Origin of the sequence: Bradyrhizobium sp. SZCCHNS3016, from assembly GCF_032484535.1 — a bacterium.
In the GTDB taxonomy this organism is placed as follows: Bacteria; Pseudomonadota; Alphaproteobacteria; order Rhizobiales; family Xanthobacteraceae; genus Bradyrhizobium.
In genome coordinates, this window is sequence record NZ_JAUETE010000001.1 from 52,761 (window position 1) to 72,937 (window position 20,177).

At 62.2% G+C, this 20,177-nt stretch carries 22 protein-coding genes, 1 tRNA gene and 1 pseudogene; 8 read left to right on the forward strand and 16 right to left on the reverse strand.

Annotated elements, in window-relative coordinates; all coding sequences use genetic code 11:
• Positions 1-47 precede the first annotated feature (47 nt).
• Positions 48-938, forward strand: a complete 891-nt coding sequence (locus QW881_RS00230) for a LysR substrate-binding domain-containing protein (RefSeq protein WP_315737053.1) — start codon at positions 48-50, stop codon at positions 936-938.
• A 66-nt stretch (positions 939-1,004) separates the two neighbouring features.
• On the opposite strand, the gene hisN is transcribed toward QW881_RS00230, so the two are convergent.
• The gene (gene hisN / locus QW881_RS00235) at positions 1,005-1,790 is read right to left on the reverse strand and encodes a histidinol-phosphatase (RefSeq protein WP_315759388.1); all 786 of its coding nucleotides are present in this window, start codon (positions 1,788-1,790) and stop codon (positions 1,005-1,007) included.
• 508 nt (positions 1,791-2,298) lie between these two features.
• Positions 2,299-3,183, reverse strand: coding sequence for an N-formylglutamate amidohydrolase (locus tag QW881_RS00240; protein ID WP_315736485.1), 885 nt, complete (start codon positions 3,181-3,183; stop codon positions 2,299-2,301).
• 344 nt (positions 3,184-3,527) lie between these two features.
• Between QW881_RS00240 and cpdR the strand changes: the two genes are divergently transcribed.
• Both cpdR and QW881_RS00250 read left to right on the forward strand, forming a co-directional pair.
• Positions 3,528-3,887, forward strand: coding sequence for a cell cycle two-component system response regulator CpdR (gene cpdR, locus QW881_RS00245; protein ID WP_006610087.1), 360 nt, complete (start codon positions 3,528-3,530; stop codon positions 3,885-3,887).
• Between the two features lie 116 nt (positions 3,888-4,003).
• A tRNA-Val gene (locus QW881_RS00250) sits at positions 4,004-4,078 on the forward strand.
• Between the two features lie 674 nt (positions 4,079-4,752).
• Here QW881_RS00250 and QW881_RS00255 read toward each other — a convergent pair.
• Together QW881_RS00255 and QW881_RS00260 are read right to left on the reverse strand one after the other, a co-directional pair.
• Complete coding sequence (locus QW881_RS00255; RefSeq protein ID WP_315759387.1) at positions 4,753-5,139, reverse strand: hypothetical protein; 387 nt, start codon at positions 5,137-5,139, stop codon at positions 4,753-4,755.
• A 14-nt stretch (positions 5,140-5,153) separates the two neighbouring features.
• Positions 5,154-6,671 (reverse strand): MFS transporter, encoded by a 1,518-nt coding sequence (locus QW881_RS00260; RefSeq protein WP_315759386.1) that lies wholly within the window; start codon positions 6,669-6,671, stop codon positions 5,154-5,156.
• Between the two features lie 165 nt (positions 6,672-6,836).
• Between QW881_RS00260 and QW881_RS00265 the strand changes: the two genes are divergently transcribed.
• Positions 6,837-7,694 carry a LysR family transcriptional regulator gene (locus QW881_RS00265; RefSeq protein WP_315759384.1) on the forward strand — a complete coding sequence of 286 codons (858 nt, stop codon included), beginning with the start codon at positions 6,837-6,839 and terminating at the stop codon, positions 7,692-7,694.
• 89 nt (positions 7,695-7,783) lie between these two features.
• Here the strand turns inward: QW881_RS00265 and QW881_RS00270 are convergent, their stop codons facing one another.
• Both QW881_RS00270 and QW881_RS00275 read right to left on the reverse strand, forming a co-directional pair.
• The gene (locus tag QW881_RS00270; RefSeq protein WP_316158116.1) at positions 7,784-8,227 is read right to left on the reverse strand and encodes a hypothetical protein; all 444 of its coding nucleotides are present in this window, start codon (positions 8,225-8,227) and stop codon (positions 7,784-7,786) included.
• 282 nt (positions 8,228-8,509) lie between these two features.
• Complete coding sequence (locus QW881_RS00275; RefSeq protein ID WP_315759381.1) at positions 8,510-8,776, reverse strand: hypothetical protein; 267 nt, start codon at positions 8,774-8,776, stop codon at positions 8,510-8,512.
• Positions 8,777-9,242: 466 nt separating this feature from the next.
• On the opposite strand from QW881_RS00275, the gene QW881_RS00280 reads away from it, so the two are divergent.
• On the forward strand, positions 9,243-9,512 hold the full coding sequence (locus QW881_RS00280; RefSeq protein WP_315759379.1) for a hypothetical protein: 270 nt from the start codon (positions 9,243-9,245) through the stop codon (positions 9,510-9,512).
• A 274-nt stretch (positions 9,513-9,786) separates the two neighbouring features.
• On the opposite strand, the gene QW881_RS00285 is transcribed toward QW881_RS00280, so the two are convergent.
• The 4 genes from QW881_RS00285 to QW881_RS00300 form a co-directional block, all read right to left on the reverse strand.
• The gene (locus QW881_RS00285; RefSeq protein ID WP_315759378.1) at positions 9,787-11,889 is read right to left on the reverse strand and encodes an ABC transporter permease; all 2,103 of its coding nucleotides are present in this window, start codon (positions 11,887-11,889) and stop codon (positions 9,787-9,789) included.
• A gap of 28 nt (positions 11,890-11,917) precedes the next feature.
• Positions 11,918-13,189, reverse strand: coding sequence for an efflux RND transporter periplasmic adaptor subunit (locus QW881_RS00290; protein ID WP_315759377.1), 1,272 nt, complete (start codon positions 13,187-13,189; stop codon positions 11,918-11,920).
• Positions 13,190-13,461: 272 nt separating this feature from the next.
• Complete coding sequence (locus tag QW881_RS00295) at positions 13,462-13,626, reverse strand: DUF3309 family protein (protein WP_315759375.1); 165 nt, start codon at positions 13,624-13,626, stop codon at positions 13,462-13,464.
• A 113-nt stretch (positions 13,627-13,739) separates the two neighbouring features.
• Positions 13,740-13,886 carry a hypothetical protein gene (locus QW881_RS00300; RefSeq protein ID WP_315759373.1) on the reverse strand — a complete coding sequence of 49 codons (147 nt, stop codon included), beginning with the start codon at positions 13,884-13,886 and terminating at the stop codon, positions 13,740-13,742.
• 339 nt (positions 13,887-14,225) lie between these two features.
• Between QW881_RS00300 and QW881_RS00305 the strand changes: the two genes are divergently transcribed.
• Positions 14,226-14,450 (forward strand): hypothetical protein, encoded by a 225-nt coding sequence (locus QW881_RS00305; protein WP_315759371.1) that lies wholly within the window; start codon positions 14,226-14,228, stop codon positions 14,448-14,450.
• Between the two features lie 92 nt (positions 14,451-14,542).
• On the opposite strand, the gene QW881_RS00310 is transcribed toward QW881_RS00305, so the two are convergent.
• The 5 genes from QW881_RS00310 to QW881_RS00330 all read right to left on the reverse strand — a co-directional run bounded on the left by QW881_RS00310 (position 14,543) and on the right by QW881_RS00330 (position 18,182).
• The gene (locus QW881_RS00310) at positions 14,543-14,836 is read right to left on the reverse strand and encodes a hypothetical protein (protein ID WP_315736492.1); all 294 of its coding nucleotides are present in this window, start codon (positions 14,834-14,836) and stop codon (positions 14,543-14,545) included.
• A 30-nt stretch (positions 14,837-14,866) separates the two neighbouring features.
• A complete protein-coding gene (locus tag QW881_RS00315) occupies positions 14,867-15,100 on the reverse strand; it encodes a hypothetical protein (RefSeq protein WP_315736493.1) in 234 nt (77 codons plus the stop codon).
• A gap of 163 nt (positions 15,101-15,263) precedes the next feature.
• The gene (locus QW881_RS00320) at positions 15,264-15,782 is read right to left on the reverse strand and encodes an Hsp20/alpha crystallin family protein (RefSeq protein ID WP_315759370.1); all 519 of its coding nucleotides are present in this window, start codon (positions 15,780-15,782) and stop codon (positions 15,264-15,266) included.
• A 681-nt stretch (positions 15,783-16,463) separates the two neighbouring features.
• Complete coding sequence (locus tag QW881_RS00325) at positions 16,464-16,865, reverse strand: BA14K family protein (protein ID WP_315759369.1); 402 nt, start codon at positions 16,863-16,865, stop codon at positions 16,464-16,466.
• 453 nt (positions 16,866-17,318) lie between these two features.
• Positions 17,319-18,182, reverse strand: a complete 864-nt coding sequence (locus tag QW881_RS00330) for a transglutaminase family protein (RefSeq protein WP_315759367.1) — start codon at positions 18,180-18,182, stop codon at positions 17,319-17,321.
• 251 nt (positions 18,183-18,433) lie between these two features.
• Here QW881_RS00330 and ppk2 point away from each other — a divergent pair, with 251 nt between their 5' ends.
• The gene (gene ppk2 / locus QW881_RS00335; RefSeq protein WP_315759366.1) at positions 18,434-19,285 is read left to right on the forward strand and encodes a polyphosphate kinase 2; all 852 of its coding nucleotides are present in this window, start codon (positions 18,434-18,436) and stop codon (positions 19,283-19,285) included.
• Between the two features lie 21 nt (positions 19,286-19,306).
• Positions 19,307-19,513 (forward strand): annotated as a pseudogene (locus QW881_RS00340) (VIT1/CCC1 transporter family protein); the annotation flags it as partial.
• A 162-nt stretch (positions 19,514-19,675) separates the two neighbouring features.
• Here QW881_RS00340 and QW881_RS00345 read toward each other — a convergent pair.
• On the reverse strand, positions 19,676-19,972 hold the full coding sequence (locus QW881_RS00345) for a hypothetical protein (protein WP_316158115.1): 297 nt from the start codon (positions 19,970-19,972) through the stop codon (positions 19,676-19,678).
• Positions 19,973-20,177: the final 205 nt, after the last annotated feature.

The following is a 20,177-nucleotide window of genomic DNA, read 5'->3' on the forward strand; positions in this document are numbered from 1 at the left end:
TGGAGGTTACGGAGCAAGCCTTCGTCCAAGACTGAGGCAGGATGACCATGCGTTTCGATCTGGTCGATCTCAGGCTTTTCATTGCCGTGGCCGAGGCCCGCAGCATCACCGGCGGCGCCGACCGGGCGCATCTGGCGTTGGCCTCGGCGAGCGCGCGGATCAAGGGTCTGGAGGACGCGTTCGGCGTCGAGCTGTTCAAGCGCGGCCGGCGTGGCGTGGATCTGACCGCGGCGGGCGAGAGCCTGCTCGATCACGCCCGCATCATCATGGCCAATGTCGAGGCCATGCAAGGCGAGCTTTCGGGCTTCGCGTCCGGCCGCCGCGCCAATGTGCAGCTGCTCGCCAACACGGTCGGCCTCGCCGAGCATCTGCCCAAGGCGCTGGCTGCCTTCCTGCGCGAGCATCCCGACATCAACGTCGACGTCGAGGAGCGCGAAAGCACCGAGATCGCCGAGGCGATCGCGTCCGGCAGAGCGGATCTCGGCTTTGCGGCGGAGCATGCGTTGCCCGAGACGATCGAGCGCTTCGCCTTCGGCGAGGACCGGCTGATCCTGGTCGCCGGGCGGCGCAGCCCGTTCGCAGCGCGCCGACAGATCGACTTCAGCGAGACCGCGGGGGAGGATTTCATCGGCCTCACGCAGGGGACGGCGCTCAACGTCCATATCGGCCGGCACGCCGCGCGGCTCGGCATCCGCCAGCACGTGCGGGCCAGGCTGCGCGATTTCGACGCGATCTGCCAGATGGTGGCGGCCGGGATCGGCATTGCCGTCGTGCCGGAAGCGGCGGCGCGGCGTTGCGCGCGGTCGATGCCGATCAGCCTCGTCGCGCTGCGCGACGCCTGGGCCGATCGCCGGCTCGTGATCTGCGCCCGCAGCTTCAAGGCGCTGCCGCGTCCGGCGAAACTGCTCGTCGAGCATTTGCGCCGGGCCGCTGCATGAGACGTCCGGCGGCAGGCCGGACGTCTCCGTTCAGTTCGAGGCGGAGCCAGGCCGGTGGAGGCGGGCTCAGCCCGCTGCCAGCCGCTTCAGCGCCGCTTCATGGACGCGCTTGTCGCCGGCGGCGACGATCCGGCCGCCGTTCTGCGCCGGGCCGCCTTCCCAATCGGTGACGATGCCGCCGGCGCCGTTGATGATCGGGATCAGGGCGGCGATGTCATAGGGCTTGAGCTCGGTCTCGATGACGAGATCGAGATGGCCGGCGGCCAGCATGCAATAGGAGTAGCAGTCGCCGCCATAGCGCGACAGCCGGGTCTCGGCCTCGACCCGGCCAAAGCTGGCGCGATCGGCCTCGTTCATCAGCAATGGGCTCGTCGTATAGCACACCGCGTCCGCGAGACGCTCGCAGCGCCGGACCGAGAGCCGGCGCTCGCCGCCGCCGTTCTTGTAGTTGGCGGAGCCGTTGTCGCCGGCGAAGCGCTCGCCGATGAAAGGCTGGTGCATCATGCCGAACACCGGCGTGCCCTTGTGCAGCAACGCGATCAGCGTGCCCCAGGTCGGAAAACCGGCGATGAAGGACTTCGTGCCGTCGATCGGATCGAGCACCCAGACGTAATCGGCGTCCGCGCGCTCATTGCCGAACTCCTCGCCGACGATGCCGTGCTGAGGAAAGTTCGCCTTGATCAGGCGGCGCATCACCGCCTCGGCGGCGCGGTCGGCCTCCGTCACCGGATCGAAATCGTGCCGGCTGCTCTTGTTGTCGACCAGCAGCGAGGTCCGGAAGAACGGCAGGATGGTTTCGCCCGACGCGGTCGCCAGACGACCGATGAAGGCGGAGAAATCGATGACCGTCACAACGCGTCCTTGGGTGAGGGAATCGGGTGGCAATGAGCGGCTATGCCTAGCTCAAAGCGGTCCGGCGTGCATCCGGATATGGAACGCTGGCGTGGCATCTTGGATACCGTTTGGTGTCCGGCCCGCTGGCCGGGCGCGATTGATCCGTCGCTGGCCTCTCATGTGAAAGTGAAAGCGAAACCCGCGGTCCCTCTCGGGTCGTTTGGAATCTCCAATCAAGCCATTGACATCTATGATGAAAAGGAGAGGGCTGGGTCGCGCTGAACGCAACCCGGCCTATGTTTTTTTGCATGGAGAAGGGCGGAAAAACCCTTGCGCTTTGTGCAGCGCGATTGCATATTGTTGCGGTGCGGTAGCGCTTCGCGTTATCGCTGCCCTCCTTGGGCGTTTCCTCCCTAGACTTGGGCCGCTTGTCATTCAAGCGGCCCTTTTTTTTTGTGCCGACGCCACCCGCTTTTTTGTGCCGACGCCACCAGCCGAAATCCCTCGTACCGAAAGCGCAGCCGCTCTATTCCGCCGCCGCCTGGAACGGCCCGAGGTCGCCGAGCGGCACCGTCGCCAGCACCTCGGCGAGCACGGCGAGATCGGAAGCGACCTGCGCGAAACGCGGTCCGCGCTCCCTGCGGCGCTCGTCCATGTAGACCGCGCGATTGAGCTCGATCTGGATCGCATGCAAGCCCGTGGCCGGATTGCCGTAATGCTCGGTGATGAAGCCGCCGGCATAGGGCTTGTTGCGGCCGACGGAATAGCCGAGCCGGCCGAGCACGTCCTCGACCAGGTCCGGCAGCAGCGACGCGCAGCTCGTGCCGTAGCGGTCGCCAATCACCATGTCGGGCCGGCGCGGCTCGTCGCGCGAGACGCCGACCGACGGCATCGAATGACAGTCGACCAGGACGACCGTGCCGAACTGCTGGTGCACGCGGTTGATCAGCCGGCGCAGCGCGCGGTGATACGGCTTGTACAGCGTCTCGATCCGATGCAGCGCCTCGTCGACGCTCAGCCGGTCGCGATAGATCTCCTGGCCGTCGCCGACCACGCGCGGGATCGTGCCGAGGCCGCCGGCCACCCGCATCGAGCGGGTGTTGGCAAAGCTCGGCAGCCGCCCGGTGAACATCCGCGGATCGAGCTCATAGGGCTCGCGATTGACGTCGACATAGCAGCGCGGGAAATGCACCCGGACCACCGGAAACCCGCGCGACAGGAGGTCTCCGATCAATTCGTCCATGAACGAATCTTCGGAGCGCCTGAGCGACGGCAGATCGATGCGCGAGGCCTGGAGGAAATCGTCGGGGTAGGCCGATCCGGAGTGAGGGGAATTGAAGATGATGGGCGCGCGCCATTCGGTCGGCTCCATGATCTCGAACGGCGGCAATTCGCCATCAAAGTCCGTCATCTCTGGGCGCCGTCCCCTTGGTCACGTGCGTCGATGTCACGTCCGTTGATGCGCCGGTATCCTCCGGCCGATTCGCGCTGGACAACGCAGACACTGCTCTTGCCAACGCACATCTTCGATAATCCGAGCCGTTCTGCCAAGCGAAAAGCAATGAAAAAGTTCACCCGCCGTTTGGAACAACTCTGAGCTGGCGTGCTGTTTCGGTCGAAGACCGCACCTTCAGCCCTCAAATTGCCTTGCCGATGTCGGATCAAAAGGCGCAATCTTTCACCCGAAATTTACCGCCCGTCAGGCTTAGTGGCGGCAACGCTCCGCCTCTCACCCGGACCAGACAACCCCTCGCCATGCACAAAATCCTGCTCGCCGAAGACGACAACGACATGCGCCGCTTCCTGGTCAAGGCATTGGAAAATGCCGGGTTCCAGGTCTCGCCCCACGACAATGGCATGTCGGCCTACCAGCGGCTGCGCGAGGAGCCGTTCGAGATGCTGCTCACCGACATCGTGATGCCGGAGATGGACGGCATCGAGCTGGCGCGCCGCGCCTCCGAGCTCGATCCGGACATCAAGATCATGTTCATCACCGGCTTCGCTGCGGTCGCGCTGAACTCCGATTCGGAGGCGCCCAAGAATGCCAAGGTGCTGTCCAAGCCGGTGCACCTCCGCGAGCTCGTCAGCGAGGTCAACAAGATGCTGGCGGCCTGACCGCCGGGGACGAACGTCCGGAACTGGCGGATTATTCCCAATTTCGGCATTTTGCGTCCTTGCCTGCCTGCGTGGGAGCCGATATAGGGACGCCCACCCGAACGGATATTGGATTAGGGCACGTAGCTCAGCGGGAGAGCACTACCTTGACATGGTAGGGGTCACAGGTTCGATCCCTGTCGTGCCCACCATCGGCCGATCCGGCCGGTGACCCAGCCTCGTTCGATCCCACGATCATTGAAGATCCTCTCACGTCGAAGCCAAGGATCAGCCGTGGCTCGCGTCGCGGATCCGCCAGCCCCAGGGCAGGGCGACCATAGTCGTGAATTCATGCGTCTGTCCTTCTGTCGCCGCGTCGTCCTGGCCGGGCTCGTCCCGCTTGCGCGGCCGCGGCCGCTTCGGCGCGGCAAAGGCCCGGCCATCCACATCGCGGGGCTTGCACAGACAAGGGTGGGATGCCCGGGCGCTTCGCGGTGCCGCTCTTGCGCTTCATCGGCGGCCTGCTGATCGTCGGACGGCTGTGTCGGTGGATGCTGCGGTCTGGATTTTCAGACATGGCTTCGCTGTCTCGCGGCGCGCTTTGCGTCCGAGCTGTTCTGATCGACCCCCCTCTTCGTCGAAGAGGGCACGGGGAATGCCGGGCGCTGGCCGCACCCATGGCCCGCCTGCAGAAAAAAAGCAGGCGGCAGTCACCACAGGTTCAGCCGAGAACACCCGGCATTCCCCGCGCGATGGTTTTGACGGCTGCTTCGCGATCTCCCCGGTGCGCCGGGCTTTCTGGCCACCGTATCGCACAACGTGCTTGCGCACGTTGCGCTGGACATCAGCATCGGGATGCCAGGACCACGCGACTTGACCGTGCGCATCAACGTCGTTCGTCGGCGCGGCTCAGCCACGCTGCAACATCGACACGCCCACCGCATCCCGCCTCGACGTTCGTGACGACCGCGAAGCGCCCCTCTTGTGAGACGGGACGGACGAGAGGAAAGCACGATTTCTGGAAAAAAGAAACAGAAATCTTCTTGCTCGAATGGCCGGCGAGGGCGATGTGTTTGAACCGGCGCGCGAAATGAGTTTTTCGGCGCATGCGGTTGGGGCCGCAATCGACCTCGAGCCCGCGGGGATGAGCCGGCACATCGCGCCTCGTGCAGGCTGCTTGCGCGGCAGCGATTTGCCCGGCGGGCCGGGCCACTCGATCTTTCGCCGGCGGGTCGTGAGTTCGAAGAGACTGGCCGACGGCCGAACGGACCATTCACCGCGCTGCCTTCAAACCATCGGCGACTTCATCGATCGATGGTCCTGAGGCCGAAAAGCAAGCAGGCTGACGAGAGCGAGCCCCCAAACGCCAACCCCACCGTAAAGCATCACCCATCCAAAGCCTTGGACAAGCGCCTGATGGACGAGCGACTCCGACAGCTCTGGAACGGAAACAAGACTTCCTGCGGCGATCCTCTCGGCGAAGAAGCGCAGATGCGCGGCGTCCAATGAATCCGGCAGCGCATTTTTGAGGTGTGCCAGCACGCCGCTGATCAAGATGAAACCCATCACCGCGATATTGATCGCCAGTGAGATCATCCGGGCGCTCATGTCGATGCCAGACGCCATACCGGCACGATCGCTCGAAACCGCACCCGTTGTCGTATTGGTAACAGGGGTGTTGGTCAGGCCGAGGCCGATCCCGGCGAACAGCGACCCGGGCAGCATCGTCAGCCAGCTTGCCTGCGCGGCGGCGCTACCAAATTTCATCAGAATGAAGCCCAGACCGATCATGAACAGGCCAACGGGAATGACGAAACCGGGCTGATAGCGTAGCGAAAGCCGCTCCGCCAGCGGCGGCACGGCGAGCGTCGGAAGGGTGTAGGCAAGCAATGCGAGACCAGCAGAGACACTGTCGTAGCCGAGGCCCGCCTGAAACCAGATCGGCAAATAGATCATGAAGGGCCAGAAGCTGAAGTTCATCGCGGCCGAGCCGATGATTGCGCCGGAAAAAGCGCGGATGCGGAATACCGAGAAGTCGAACATCGGTCGCGGGCTGAACTTTTCGGCGATGATGAAAGCGATGAAGCTCGCGATCGCAACGCCAATGACTCCCAGGGCGGTCGGGCTGGTGAAGCCAAGATCCGGTCCCTGCGTGATGAAGAAAGCGAGACAGAAGACCGACAACGACAGTGTGATGATGCCCGCAACGTCGAGACTGCCGGCCTCAGAGTCCTTCGATTCCTGAACGCCGCTGAGGGTGAGCATCAGTGTCAGGATCGCAAACGCGACATGGACGAAGAACACCCACTCCCAGCTCGAGACCGCGACGATCGCGCCGCCGATGATCGGACCGAAGCCGAGACCAATGCCGAAGATGATCCCCCACCAGCCGAAGGCGATGGCGCGCTGCCGTCCTTCCTGGAATTGATGAGAAAGGATGGCGATCTGACAGATCAGCATCGCGCCGCCGCTGAGGCCCTGGAGAAATCGGGTGCCGATCAGCACCGAGACGTTCTCGGTCACGCCGCAGACAAGCGACGTCATGCCGAACGCGGCGATAGAGACCATGAAGATGCGCTTGCGCCCATAGCGGTCGGCCAGCGTCCCGGTCGCCATCAGAACGGTCGTCACCGCGATCGTATAGGCGTTCATGATCCATTGGAGTTGCTTGAAATCGGCGCGCAGCACCTGCTCCAGCGTCGGCAGGATTGCGGGGATGCTCGAAATCTCCAGGCCGAACATGAGGGACGAGAGGCAGGCGGCGGCCAAGGCGATTGTACTTCGGCGTGTCAGTGCAGGGGTCATGATTCGGCCTTCCGACGTTGTGGTCGGCAATGGTGAAATCCAGCGGTGATGAGAGGAGGCGCAACTCGGTTCGCGTGTTGCGGTGTGACGCAACATAGCCGGGACTTGACCATTCCAGAACTGGATGGTTGGATATTTCAAAGACAGCAAATTTGGATAGATGGGATGACCATACTGGACGTGGATGCCGTCCAGGCCTTCGTGACGATCGCCGATCAGCAGAGCTTCACACGGGCGGCGGAGGTGCTTGGCACCACCCAAGGCGCGATCAGTGTAAAGCTGAAACGGCTTGAAGACCGGCTCGGCCAGAAACTGATCGAACGGACGCCGCGGTTGGTCCGGCTGTCGGCGCAGGGCGCGGTGTTCCTTGAATCGGCGCGCGACCTCCTTGCCGCCCATGACCGCGCCGTCGCGGGGCTATCCTCGACTCGTCGCCGGTTTGCGCTCGGCATTGCCAGCCATGTGGCGGGATCGGAGATTCCGACACTGCTGGCGCGGTTGAACGCACACGACCCGGCGCTCACCATCGAGGTGCGGCTCGACAATTCGCGCAACCTGCTGGACGCTTTCGACCGTGGCGAAATCGATGCTGCGATTATCCGCAGGGAGGACGACCGGCGCGACGGCGAGGTGCTTGCGCCGGAACACTTCGGCTGGTTTGCATCTCCGGACTTCGTACATCGAGCAGGCGAGCCGCTGCGTTTGGCCGCGTTGTCGCCGTCCTGCGGAGTCCGTGACATCGCCACCCGCGCGCTCGACGCTGCGGGAATAGCCTGGACGGAGGTTTTCCTCGGCGGCGGTTCCTCCGTCGTGTCCGACGCAGTCTCGGCCGGCTTGGCCACCGCCGTATTCTCTTGCCGGCTCGCGCCGGCCGGTACGGTCGAGGTTAGCCGGCGGTTCGGACTGCCCTCGCTTCCCTCGTCCGAAATCATTCTTCTCTCGACACTCTCCGACGCCAAATCCCGCGAAGCGCTTAGAACCCTCGCGACTGCGTTTCGCGAGCACCGACCATCCTCGGCGTAAATATCGCTTGTCGTCGTCCGTCGCTCCCCGTCGAGTCACCCAGGCCGACATCGGCGCTTTGCCCTGCGTGCGGATGACTGGAAGCCGTCTCAGCAGACCGCTGACGTCAGACCACATCGATGGTGGGAAACCGCGCGTCGCCCGCGATGCAATCCCAGGCGAACTGGCGCGCGCGGTCGAGCCAGACCGCCGGTGCCATGGCAGAGGTTCGAGCGCTTGGTCAGCGGCCCGGCGGCCCAGGTGAAGCGTCCGCCGTCCAGGAGCAGCGCGTCGAGCGCCTTCGGCACGAACGCGGCCACATCAGCCTGCTGAGCCGGCGTCAGCCAATCCCATCCGAGCAACAGCGGGATGACGTTGCCGGCAAAGCCATGCACGGGTCCGAGAAAGCGGTCCTTGGCGCCATACAGATCATGGGTCCAGAGCGGGCGCGGGGTGTCCTCCAGCCCGGACAACAGCCGTGCCGCCTGCACCTCGAACAGGCGGCGCCAGCGCGACTCCTCGGTCATCCTGGCCATGTGGACCGCCGCGACCATCGACCCCGGCAGGCCCACATCAGCTCGCGGGTCGGTAGCTCGTTGTTCTTCTCGGCGTGCCAGTACGCCAGGTCGGCGAGGCTCGACATCGGCGTGAGCCGCATGGCGAGCAGGGCCGCGCCATCTCGCCACGGAGCAGCGAGCCATCTGGCGCTTCAAGAGCCGCGACGACGATCGCGTCCCATCCCGCGCTCGCGGCGTTTCCGCAACCCCGACCAGCTCCGCCCCCGCGAGCGCTATCGCCAGAACACGCGGCCGGAGGCGGTCAAAATTGGACGCCGGTCAGGGGGCAATTTTGGACGCCGATTGGCAGGTCATCAGACCGAGTTGTCCGCGCGGCAGGTTCATTTCAAGTTGCCCCATCGGGTGGACATGAATCGAGCTAACATGTCCACTCGTGGACAACTGCTCGCTGAAGCCCGCGTCATGTTCGCAGACGATATCTCTGGATACATCGTCGATCGTGCGTATGAGCTCCTGGGCGTTCCGTCTCTCGTCGCCGCCGAAGACCCATGCCTGGAACCAAAAAGTGGCATTTTGCGCGGGCATCCCCATATTAGGTGGATGGCAAAATGGCAAAAGTCGAGCACTCGGCAACCGCATAAGACGAAGGCTGAGCTCCGTGAGATGCTGACCGAGGCGGTCCGGAACACGGCGAGTTCGGGCCCGCGACCGAAGCGCCTGGCGAAACTTGACGGCGTTGCTGATGGGGCGGCGGCTTCCGTCGACTAGGCTTCTGCGTCCTGGCCTGGTTCGTTCAGTCCATACGAGCGAAGTCTTTCGAAATTTCGTGAAGGAGTTAGGATGCGCAAGTTTCCCAAGCCCACCGAACAAGAGATTAACGAGGGACCCCAGAAAGTATCCTTTGAGATCGCGAATGGGAATGCGCGTCGGCAGTGCGTTTTGCATACGCTTTCCCAACGAGTTTGCAGGCGCAGAAGTACCGTCTCGCGAATTGGCCAGCCATCAAAAAGATGTCACACGACGCTCTCGGGTCGGGGAAGGATAGCCGATCATGACCACGCGCTCGCGATGTGAAACGGTCACTTTCAAGCATCCCTTCCGGATCAAGGGCATCGACCGCCTCCTGCCTCCGGGTGCCTACGAGGTCATCACCGACGAGGAGATGATCGAGGGGTTGTCATTTGCGTCGTTTCGCCGGGTTGCAACTATGATCATGGTGCCGGCGGCGCCGCCGCGCAATTCAACGATGGAGATGATTTCCATCAGCCCGGTCGATTTGGCTGACGCGCAGCGCATTGATGCCGACGCGCCTCACGAGTGACGAGCCACTCGATCGGCAAGCACCGTTGAATGGCTGCACAGGAAGCGGCCGCACGTCGAGAACAACGCAAAAGCCCTGCGCGATGGGTGGCGTGCTCAAGTTTGATGAATCGGCGTCCGACGACGTTCGCGCCACCCGGCTGATCTTGACCGGACCCTTGGCCTAGCGCTCGCCCCGGATCACCAAGGACGGCGTCACCGTGGCCAAGGAGATCGAGCGGGCCCTCCTGCTTTCGAGCTAGCGTCAACGCCGGGCCGTCTGGCCAACGTATTGCTTACTCGTAGCGCAGCGCTTCGATGGGATCGAGCCGAGCGGCCTTTCGCGCGGGGTAGTAGCCGAAGAATATGCCAACGGCTGCCGAGAACAGGAACCCGCCGGCAATCGCGGCCAGGGATATCGGCGCCGGCCAGCCTGTGAGGATGGAGATGGCGACGGACAGCGCCGCGCCGATGACAATTCCCACGATGCCGCCGCTGACGCTGATGAAGATCGCCTCGGCAAGAAATTGTAGCAGGACGTGCAATCTCCGCGCACCAATCGCCATCCGTAGTCCGATCTCCCGCGTTCGCTCCGTCACCGAGACGAGCAGGATGTTCATGATGCCGATGCCGCCGACCACAAGCGAGATGGACGCCACCGCGGCCAAGAGGAGCGCCATGATGCGGCTGCTTCCCTCCGCGGTCTGCGCAATCTGACTGAGGTTGCGCACGGAAAAATCGTTGATGGTGCCTGGGCGGATGCGGTGACGCCGCGCCAGGATTTCAGTAGCCTGATCGATCGCCGCCTGGATGCCGGCCTGATCCACCGCCTGCACGTAAATCTGATTCACATACCCGGTCATGCGCGGTTGAAGCCCATACGGATTCGGCGGCGTCGGATAAATCCAGTTGATCGCCGTTTGCTGCTGGCTTGGGGCGGCAACGCCGATAATCTTGCGCTCGGCGGTGGTGAACGGAACCATGATCAGATCGTCCTGGTCCTGCCCAAAAGATGTCTGTCCCTTGGTTTCGAGAATTCCGACCACCCGCAACGACACACCCTTGGCCTGCACCGTCGCCCCGATCGGATTCTGAGAGGTGCCGAAGAGTTGCCGGCGCACGGTCTCGCCAAGGACCGCGACCAGCGCCGAGCTTCGCTCGTCCTCCGGAGTGATCGCCCGCCCTGCGGCGATCTGCCAGTTCGTCATCGGAGGATAATTGGCGCTTACGCCCTGAATGCCGGTGGTCCAGTTCTGGTTCGCAAAGCGGATCAGCCCCGGCTGGCGGATGAGGTAGCTCACCGCCCCGGCGGCGGGTGCCTCCTGCCGGATCGCCCGGACGTCGGCAACGGTCAGCGTCGAAGCGCTTCCGGAGCCCCCCCGAGCGCCCCCGCTTGTGGCGGCGCCCGGCAGAATGACCACGAGGTTGGTCCCGAGCCTTGCGATCTCCTTTCGGACTGCCTCGTTCGCTCCCTGGCCGACGGACACCATGACAATCAATGCGGCGACGCCGATGAAGACTCCAAGCATTGTCAGCGCTGAACGCATCTTGTTGCGCCAGATCGCCTCGGCGGCCGCCGTCATCACCATCCAGGCAAAGGGCCATGATGCGACCGACATTGCGACGTAGGTCGACCGTCCCCTGGGCTGGACCAATTTGTCCGCCGTCCCGCTCGCCGGTTGCGGCGCCTTGGCGGGCTTTGTCTTCTTCACATCCGTGATGATCTGGCCGTCGCGCATGGTCAGCACGCGATCGGCAAAGGCCGCGACATCCGGCTCGTGGGTCACCACGATGATGGTGACGCCCTGTTCGCGATTGAGCGAGCTGAGTGTCTGCATGATCTCGTTGGAGTTGCGGGTATCGAGATTGCCGGTCGGCTCATCCGCCAACAGCAGGCTCGGCTGATTGATCAGGGCCCGCGCGATTGCCACCCGCTGCTGCTGCCCGCCCGACAACTGGCCCGGCGTGTTGCGCTCCCGGTCCCGCAGTCCAAGCTTGTCCAGAACCGCCCGGGCCCGCTCGAAGCGCGCGCTCGCGTGGCTCTGGCCGGACATCGCGTACAGAAGCGGCAAGGCGACGTTGTCGATGGCGCTGGTGCGCGGCAACAGATTGAAGCTCTGGAATACGAACCCAAGCCGCTCGCTGCGAAGGCCGGCGAGATCCGGCTCCGCAAGCCGCGCGACGTCGATGCCGTCGAACCAGTAATGACCGGCGGTAGGCCGATCGAGGCAACCGAGGATCGACATCAGCGTCGACTTGCCCGATCCGGACGCGCCCATGATGGCGATGAACTCGCCATGTTCGACGATCAGGCTGACGTCCGAAAGCGCGCGAACGTCGATGTCGCCGACATGATATGTCCGCGACACTTCCTCAATCCTGATAACCGGCTCCGCCATGTGCCCTCAATCGTTGTGGCTGATGCGATCAGAGGCGGGGCCGCGGCACGCTGGAACGTGCTCTCGCTGAATTCCGTTGCTCCGCGACGATCACCCGGTCGTCGATCTTCAGGTCGCCTTGCACGATCTCCGTAAACTCGTCGTCGTCGAGCCCCGCCATGACCTGAACCGGCACCGGCGATCCGTCCCGCAGCACCCAAACGCGCGCTTGTTTCGTGTCGCCAAGGGCGGTCCCGGTCGGGACATAACGCAACGCCCGGTTCGGAACTCGGAGCACGCCGCTGCGTCGATCGATGATGATCCTTGTCGCCGCCGTCAGGCCCGGCTTGAGCGCCAGATCAGGGTTGTTGACGCTGACGACGACATCGTAAGTGATGACGTTCTGCACGGTTTGCGGGGACTGGCGGACCTGGGTCACCCTTCCCTCGAACAGACGTTTCGGATATGCGTCGACCGTGAACGTCGCCTTGTCGCCATTCTTGATGCCGCCGATGTCGCTCTCGCTGACATTGGCGTCCACCTGCATCCTGGTGAGGTCGGTCGCGATCAGAAACAAGGTGGGAGTCTGGAAACTCGCCGCCACAGTTTGTCCCATGGTGACGGCGCGCGAAACGACCGTGCCATCGACCGGCGAGATGATGTTGGTATAGTCGAGATTGACCTGTGCCGCGGCGAGCACGGCTTCGCGCTGCTGGATGGTGGCCCCGTCAAACGTAATTTGCGCCAGAGCCTGATCGTACACGTTTTTCGCATTGTCGTAGGCGTCCTCCGACACGGCGCTTGTCTTGACGAGCGTGGCGAGGCGTTCCAGGTTGGCCTTGGCATAGGTGAGCGATGCCTTGTCCTTTTCCAGCTGCGCTTTCGCGATGGCGAGACTGGCTTTCGCCTGATCGACGATGCTCTGATAGGGGCGGGGATCGATCTTGGCGCAGCTTTGTCCGCGTTTGACCTGCGTGTTGTAGTCGCAACTCAATTCCTGGATCACGCCGGAGACATAGGTCCCGACAATGATCGTCAATTCCGGATTGACCGACCCCGTGGCATTTACGTCGCGCGCGACGTCCCCGATCGCAACAGGCGACGTCTCATATCGGACCGACGCGTCGCCGCTGAACGACCACCAGATGCCCAGGGATGCAGCAAGAAGCAGTGCCGCGATCCCAACGAGAACCCAGCGCCTCGTCGCAAATCGTGGCTGTACGGCCGGCTCGCTGACCGGGCGTCCAGTCGATGGACGCGGCACATAGGGCAGAGCTTCCCTGCTTTCGGCCGCAGCACCAGTGCCGAGCTGCGTGTTCATCTCGCTTTGGCTCCGGGCCTGGAATGATGGTCATTGCCACCATAGGCTACGGCTAGGCCGAATTGTTGATTGGGATCAAGGTATACGGCCCGGTGCCGGCCAAGGCTGCGGTGCTCATTGGGGGGCCGGTGGAATACTAGCCAACGTCGTCTGGGCGCGGCCTCAGAGACTTCCCTTCAGGCCGAGAAATGGTGAGTGTTACATAGAAAATGTCCCGCCGCGTCACGGGATCCTTTGGAGGGCGCCGGCCAACGCAGCCGGCACCGGCAGAATCAGATCCGACCCAAAAGTAGCAACACGACGAGGACGATCAGGATGAGGCCGATGACACCAATCCCGCCGTGGCCGTAACCGTAGCCGTAGCCGCCAAAGCGGCCGCTGAAGCCACCAAGCAGGAAGATGACGAGAAGGATGATGAGGATAAGTCCGATCGACATTGCCCGACTCCTTTTGATGGGCCTTGTGGATATTGGGTCTCCTGGTCGTCCGAGTTGAGTACGCAATCTTCAAGCTTCCGGCACAGGCCGTCGCCGGCAGGGAAAGAGCTATGCTACTTCTTTTCTATTGAAATGCCGCGCTCGCCGATGCTGATTTCGACGCCAGCGGTCTTCTGTCGATCCCGGTAGACTTGATAGCCTAATGTCACCGCGACGACGGCGAGTGCGCCGATGACGAGATAGAGCATATTGCGAGACATTGTCCGGGAATCCTGATTGGTGCGCTTCGCTCTTGTTGTGCCGGGAGTTGACCAGTTGAAGCTTACGAGGCCGTCACTACGTCATTTTGATGCAAATCAACGGACGCAAACGAGACCTAGGCTGCAGTCCAGGTGGCGGGTGTCCAAGAGCAGCAGACGAACGCGATTCCCGTTCCCTCTACTAGGCTGCGGGGCGGGCGGCAGCGGGTTGAAGTAGGCATATGGCGGCCCGAAGAAGACTCGAGGGCGCAATCGTCTAGCCGCGAGATCGGCTTCTATGGTATTCCATCCATGGGCCGCAGATTGCCATCTGCCGGAAAGCGCAAACAGGAGTTGAGAATGTTCGGGCTGAAACGGCCGACTCGCATTGAACTCCGTGCCAACGACGCGGCTATCGTTGTTCGTGAAAATGGCGAGATGGAAATGTTCATTCGGCAGGCAAAGGGCGACGAGGAACTTCCGCCTGGCCAGGTCGTTCTGGCCCTTTTCGGAATGACATTTCACGATGAGCGAGTGCGCAGACTGTTGGCGCAAATTGTAAAAGAGAAGCAAAGCCCAACATGACGTCGCCGCAGGTCGTCGTGCGCGCGGCGCCGGATCAGTCGGCTTGGGGTGCGGAGTTCATCAGATGATGGCGGTGAAAAGGTGCGGCGAAGTTAGACCTCACGCGAGGGGCCGGCACCGTCGCGGTCCTCGTTGAAGAGCGCTCTCAGCAAACGCCAAAGTTCGCGGTGACCAGCTGTTTGACCGCCCTGCGTCAGATAGTCCGAGATATCCATTGTCGCCGTTTGGTATTCGATCGTGCCCCCAATGCCAGTCTCCAAACGCGCCACCTCTCGCTCGACATACAAGTTCTTGGTGTCTGTATCGAAGACAAGGAAACAGCGATCCTCGCGTGTGATATCGGGGCCTTTTACCTGGCGATACAGTTCCCTTTTTAGGAAGGCCATTGTCCGCTCCCGACGAGGACGATGCGATAGCTATGTGTCTTGGGTCAACAAGGTTCTGACCCTTGTAGCGGCGTCATAGATTTCGATTTTGAGCATCGGATAGGTCGACTTCAGTTTACGACCTGATGCTTCGGCCGCTTCGGCCGTCTCAAACGCCGACTTGAAGTGCCCGTCGACAATGACCACAAATCCTTCCGACGGCGGCCGGTCGGCACGTGGCACCTTCTGCTCAGACTCCTCAATTGAGCGAACTGACTTCTTCATCGGAGCTCTCATTCTGTCGCAGAAGCGTGACGGAGGCTCGCTGAGACCAAGAAGCCGATCAAGCTACGAAGTCTCATCGCGGCACCGGAGAAGGCGAATGACAAAATCCGGAGACCGCGACCGGATTGCCTCGGTCTGGTCTCCGGCTTTCTGCCGAGCAGAACTAGGCGGCCTTGCCAGGTGCGGCAGCCTTGTTCGGTGCGGGGCTTGCGCTCGGTGGAGCACCTGCCTTGATATCGATTGTCTTGGTGGTCTTCACCGCCTTGGCCGGCTTCTTGATGGCGAGATGCAGCACGCCTTTGTCGAAGTGAGCTTCGACGGCTCCCTCTTCCGGCTCGAATGGGAGAGACATCGATCGATAGAATGAGCCGTAGCTGCGCTCCTCGACGTGCCAGTCCTTTTCGTCCTTCGTGCTCTCCGCCTTCTTCTCGCCGGAGATAACCAGCTGGTTGCCGTCCAGGCTGACCTTGATATCTTTGTCGTCCACGCCGGGAAGTTCGGCGGTCACTTCGAAAGCATCCTTGGTTTCCGCCACACTGACTGCTGGCGCCCCGGCACCGATGCTGGGAGAAGGCAAACCCTGATCGAAAACGCGAAGCGCGTTCTCCATTTCACGCCGCATGGCCCTGAATGGGTCGAATGCAGGCTCCTGGCTGGTAGTCCACAATCTCGGAAGGCTCATCTGGTTTCTCCGCAGGTTGAAGAAGGAGAAAAACAGCCTGCTCCTCGCGGTCACGACGGCTTTGATGTAGCGCAAAGCCGCGGGGTAATTTCGAGGCGGAAAGGCCGGCATGACGATAAAGGAGAACGCGTCAACGGAGTTGACCTAATGACAACAACGAGCTCGGGCGCGCTGCGCGGCGCATGTCTAGCCGTGACGTTCCGAAACGCAGATAAGCGCTACCGCGTCTCTTCTATATATCTTGGATTAATCGGGCCCTCAGTATGGCACGTGGCGGCGGCGATAGCGGTAGGGACAACCGTATTGGCTTGGTGCGTAGTAGCCCAGCGCAAAATAGCCGGGTCCTTAGGTGGCGACTCCAGCTTCGGCGCCAGGAATCCCAGAACCGATTGCGGACTCCGGAAGCGCGGTAGTAGCGGCCACGATAGCGTCAGTAGTCGACCTCCGTCACGCCGGACGAGGAGGCTCTTGTTTCAGAAGAACAGCGCTCGACGAGACTGGAGCAGCCTCTGAAGGGGAGCACGGAGTCCAATAATGTCCACTCATTTTCGTGAGTGGACAAGGATGAACGGAGCCCGCCAATGAGGCGTCCAGCTGTAGCGGATTTGTTCTATTTCGAGCGGTTGATCTGAATAGATGACAGGCTTGATCACAACAGACAGGCGGAGACTCCGGTTACTCTCACGGGCACGGATGTCGCAAGCCGTCGTAACCGAGATACGTGCCGGAATACGGATCATAAGACCTGAAGCGTTGCGCACAATAGCTGACCGCGTCGCCCACATAGGGAGCCGGAGCGACGTAGACCGGCCCGGGACCGTAGCCGTAGTACCCGTAGGGTTGCGTTGCCCCAATAATTGCTCCGCCGATCAGCGCGCCAGCGATGCCTGCGCCAATTCCGATACCCGCACCGCCATAGCCGCCGTGCCAGCCATGGCGATATCGCACGGTCTCGACCGATGGCGCCACGGCGCTGCGCAGCATCAGCGGGGAGGTTACCGGAGCGGCGATGACAGGTGCAACGAGAAGCGGCGTGGTGGCGATGACGAGCGCAGCCAGCACGGCTTTGGACGACTTGTTCATAGGAGCATCTCCAAGTTCGTTTCCGGGTAGCGCAGCTACCCGCATCCGGTGTCTCAAAAACAATAATGATCCGAGAAGGCCTGTATGAATTGATCTAGCGCAACGTCAGCGTGCATCGATTGGACAAACTTGATTTTGTCTCATTGGAGACATTCGCGCCTCCGCGTACGAGCGAGGGGCCGATCTTTCGTTTCATCCGTCGTGGCGCACGCGCGTCGCTGGTGCGATAGCACAGGGGCTTTCATGCTTTCACTCATCATTGGGATCTTGATCATTTGCGTCGTCGGAGCGCTTTGCTTCTGGGCAATCGACAGGTTCGTGAACGAATCTCGCTTGGCAGGCCTTCTCAAATTGCTGGTAGCGCTGATCTGCCTGGCGGCCATCCTTCAACGGCTGTTGCCGTTGGCGGGGATCAATTGGCTGTAGCCGACCAGCAATACGCCGAACGTCGATCTAAGACGTGACAAAGACCTCCACCGACATCCCGGCGAAGGCGCCGGTGCTGCCGACGAAGCTGCCGGACACCGGAATCGTCTGTCGGATGTCGCGCGCGACCGCGACGGGGATCAGATTGAGACCGCCCAGGCTTCGATTCGTCGGGTCGAAAGTGATCCAGCCGGCTCCCGGTACGAAGACTTCCGCCCACGCATGGGTTGATCCCGCACCGCTCGATCCGACGCTGCGTTGTTCTGGATTGTAGAGGTAGCCGGAGACGATCCTGGCTCCGAACCCGAGCATGCGCGCTGCCTCGGTGAATAACACCGCGAAATCCCGGCACGACCCCCAGCCACGATTTAGGGTTTCGACCGGCGTCTGGGTGCCCTCATCCTCACGGCTCTGATATCGGATCGCTTCGGAAACGCCGACGCTAAGGTCCTTTAGCAGTGATAGCGTGTCAGTCCGACTTCCTCGAACGAACATTTGAGCCCAATTTCGCAGGACCCCTGCCGTGTCCGAGAACTGGGGGAGAGCGAGGGCGCCGAGATCGGTCCAATCGTCATCAGAATAACGGAAGGGGTAAGACATGGCCGAGACAGCGATATCGAACACCGGCCACGCAACCGCGTCGAGCTGAAGCTCGGCGGCGCTGGCGATCACCAGGTTGGAGGCTGTCATCTGAAACGTGGCCGTCGCGATTGCATTGCCAAACACATCGTGCGCCCAGGTCAAGGCCGCATGCGGCGTCACCGTGACGTTGCTCGAAATCAAACGAAGCTCGCGGCTTTCGCGCGGACGCAGCATCAAGCGGTGCGGCAAGAGGCGCACGGGTTCGTTGAATCGGTAAGTCGTCGTGTGAAGAACCTTCAGCGCAATCAACGTAAGCTCCAATCGGGGGCAGCCTCTGAGGGTAGTCTCCCTATCCGAAGTGTGGCCGAGTTGACGAGCCCATGCAAATGTCGATCCATTTGACCGAAACCCGGACGGATTTGCGGTCGAGGCATCGGGCAAGAACGCTGCTATTCATCCATGCGGCCATGTTGACGGGTGTCGAAGTCCCAGCACAACATCGGTTTCGCGATGCCTCGTGATCCGACAGCTGTGAGACGACCACTGGTTGGAGGCTGTAAATGAGTGGACGTCGCGTCGGTGCGCCCACCTTGGATGGCTGGGGCGGCCAGGAGGAACACACCATGAAGAACCGGCCACCGCTTCCGCAACATTTGAGCCACCATAGCTATCACAGGCTGCTGATCCGGCTGCAGATCGAGCTCGTGAAGCTGCAGCGCTGCGTGATTGAGCGCGGTCAGCGCATCCTCGTCATCGTCGAAGGTCGCGACGCCGCCGGCAAGGATGGCACGATCAAGTCGATCGTCGAACATCTAAGCCCGCGTGATACCCGCGTCGTAGCGCTAGGGCCGCCAAGCAATCGGGAACAGTGTTCATGGTACTTCCAGCGTCACGTTTCGCACTTGCCCGCGGCAGGAGAGATCGTGCTGTTCAATCGCAGTTGGTATAACCGGGCCGGAGTTGAGCGCGTCATGGGCTTCTGCACCAAGGAGGAAACCGAGGAATTCCTCGAGACCGTGCCGGCATTCGAGGCAATGATCGAGCGTTCGGGTATCACGCTGCTCAAGTACTACCTTGATATTTCGAAACAAGAGCAGAAGCGACGGCTCGCCGACCGCCAAAGGGATCCACTAAAGCAATGGAAGCTGAGCTCCATCGATGCCAAGGCGCAGAAGTATTGGAAGGCCTATTCCGCAGCACGAGACAAGATGCTGGAGCGGACGCACACCGTCACCTCGCCCTGGACCTTGGTCAGGGCCGGTGACAAGGAACATGCGCGCCTCAATATTATTCGCGATATGCTGTGGCGGCTGAACTATCCAGGCAAGCACCGTCGGCTCCACCGGCCGGATCCGGCCGTAGTGTTTCCCTACAATGAAGCCTGCTACGAGCGCGGTCTGATCGAGGCTTAGACGGACTCCCGCTATCAGCGGTTGGGCACGGCTCCGAGCGGTTTCGGCTCGTATGGACGACCAGATGGGATCATATCAACTGCAAGTCTTATCCTGGGAGTAGCGTCGGCAGCCGTCTCGCAAAGCGATGTTCTCTTGACCGGGATCGCCCGGCTGGTTGCCGGCGCCATGTCCATGGCGGCTGGCGAATATGTTTCAGTCAGTTCGCAGTCGGATACGGTGCATGCCCGCGCGCCGGCTCGCGGTTGACGTAAGCAGGGCGCGTTCGTCAGGATCGCGCGCCGAGACGAACATGCCGAGGCCGCGTAAGGAAGACGACGGAGGTCACGACGTGTCGACCTGGGCATGCGCAGGCCGACGTCTGTGCCCTCGGTTCAGCTGGGGCGGACGCTAGCGGGCGCGCCGCGATCGCTTGAGTTCGGCGACCTGAAACTTGCCCCCGGCCAGCAGGCTGCTACAATGCAGCCAGACCTTGTTTCGATCCCAGCCGAGGAATGCCTTGGTCTCCGCGCAGTCCGCGTAGTGCTTGTATCTGAGCGTGTCGCTGCAGGTCGTATCGAAATGCGAGAATTCCTGGCCCGACAGGGCGCAGCCGACCCAAGGCGCTTTGCCGGATTTGAAGCTCGTCTCGCAGCCGCCGTTGCAACTGCTCGCGGCTCTCTCCAGCTTGGCGAGCTTCGCTTCCACCGAATCCCGCGCGGCCGACGTCGATTGGGTGGTCGGCGATGCGGTCTGAGCGGCTGGCCGTGACCGGCGGGACGTCGCCGTGCTGGCCGCGTGTTGCGGCCGAGATGGCTTCGCCACCTGCTTTGGCGCATCGACCGTGACGTCGGGAAGCGTGGAGGCCGAGCCTTTTGCGGGTTGCGAGACGGCCGGGCCGCATAGCAGGATC

What these genes read in the sequence shown, in the direction of transcription:
- QW881_RS00320 (WP_315759370.1), bottom strand. Translation starts at nt 15,782, where the DNA reads ATGAGCCTTCCGAGATTGTGGACTACCAGCCAGGAGCCTGCATTCGAC.
- QW881_RS00300 (WP_315759373.1), bottom strand. Translation starts at nt 13,886, where the DNA reads ATGTCTCGCAATATGCTCTATCTCGTCATCGGCGCACTCGCCGTCGTC.
- QW881_RS00315 (WP_315736493.1), bottom strand. Translation starts at nt 15,100, where the DNA reads ATGAAGAAGTCAGTTCGCTCAATTGAGGAGTCTGAGCAGAAGGTGCCA.
- QW881_RS00230 (WP_315737053.1), top strand. Translation starts at nt 48, where the DNA reads ATGCGTTTCGATCTGGTCGATCTCAGGCTTTTCATTGCCGTGGCCGAG.
- QW881_RS00275 (WP_315759381.1), bottom strand. Translation starts at nt 8,776, where the DNA reads ATGCCCGCGCAAAATGCCACTTTTTGGTTCCAGGCATGGGTCTTCGGC.
- QW881_RS00305 (WP_315759371.1), top strand. Translation starts at nt 14,226, where the DNA reads ATGTTCGGGCTGAAACGGCCGACTCGCATTGAACTCCGTGCCAACGAC.
- QW881_RS00280 (WP_315759379.1), top strand. Translation starts at nt 9,243, where the DNA reads ATGACCACGCGCTCGCGATGTGAAACGGTCACTTTCAAGCATCCCTTC.
- QW881_RS00255 (WP_315759387.1), bottom strand. Translation starts at nt 5,139, where the DNA reads ATGGTCCGTTCGGCCGTCGGCCAGTCTCTTCGAACTCACGACCCGCCG.
- QW881_RS00270 (WP_316158116.1), bottom strand. Translation starts at nt 8,227, where the DNA reads ATGGTCGCGGCGGTCCACATGGCCAGGATGACCGAGGAGTCGCGCTGG.
- QW881_RS00310 (WP_315736492.1), bottom strand. Translation starts at nt 14,836, where the DNA reads ATGGCCTTCCTAAAAAGGGAACTGTATCGCCAGGTAAAAGGCCCCGAT.
- QW881_RS00265 (WP_315759384.1), top strand. Translation starts at nt 6,837, where the DNA reads ATGACCATACTGGACGTGGATGCCGTCCAGGCCTTCGTGACGATCGCC.
- QW881_RS00295 (WP_315759375.1), bottom strand. Translation starts at nt 13,626, where the DNA reads ATGTCGATCGGACTTATCCTCATCATCCTTCTCGTCATCTTCCTGCTT.
- QW881_RS00260 (WP_315759386.1), bottom strand. Translation starts at nt 6,671, where the DNA reads ATGACCCCTGCACTGACACGCCGAAGTACAATCGCCTTGGCCGCCGCC.
- cpdR (WP_006610087.1), top strand. Translation starts at nt 3,528, where the DNA reads ATGCACAAAATCCTGCTCGCCGAAGACGACAACGACATGCGCCGCTTC.
- QW881_RS00325 (WP_315759369.1), bottom strand. Translation starts at nt 16,865, where the DNA reads ATGAACAAGTCGTCCAAAGCCGTGCTGGCTGCGCTCGTCATCGCCACC.
- QW881_RS00290 (WP_315759377.1), bottom strand. Translation starts at nt 13,189, where the DNA reads ATGAACACGCAGCTCGGCACTGGTGCTGCGGCCGAAAGCAGGGAAGCT.
- ppk2 (WP_315759366.1), top strand. Translation starts at nt 18,434, where the DNA reads ATGAGTGGACGTCGCGTCGGTGCGCCCACCTTGGATGGCTGGGGCGGC.
- QW881_RS00240 (WP_315736485.1), bottom strand. Translation starts at nt 3,183, where the DNA reads ATGACGGACTTTGATGGCGAATTGCCGCCGTTCGAGATCATGGAGCCG.
- QW881_RS00285 (WP_315759378.1), bottom strand. Translation starts at nt 11,889, where the DNA reads ATGGCGGAGCCGGTTATCAGGATTGAGGAAGTGTCGCGGACATATCAT.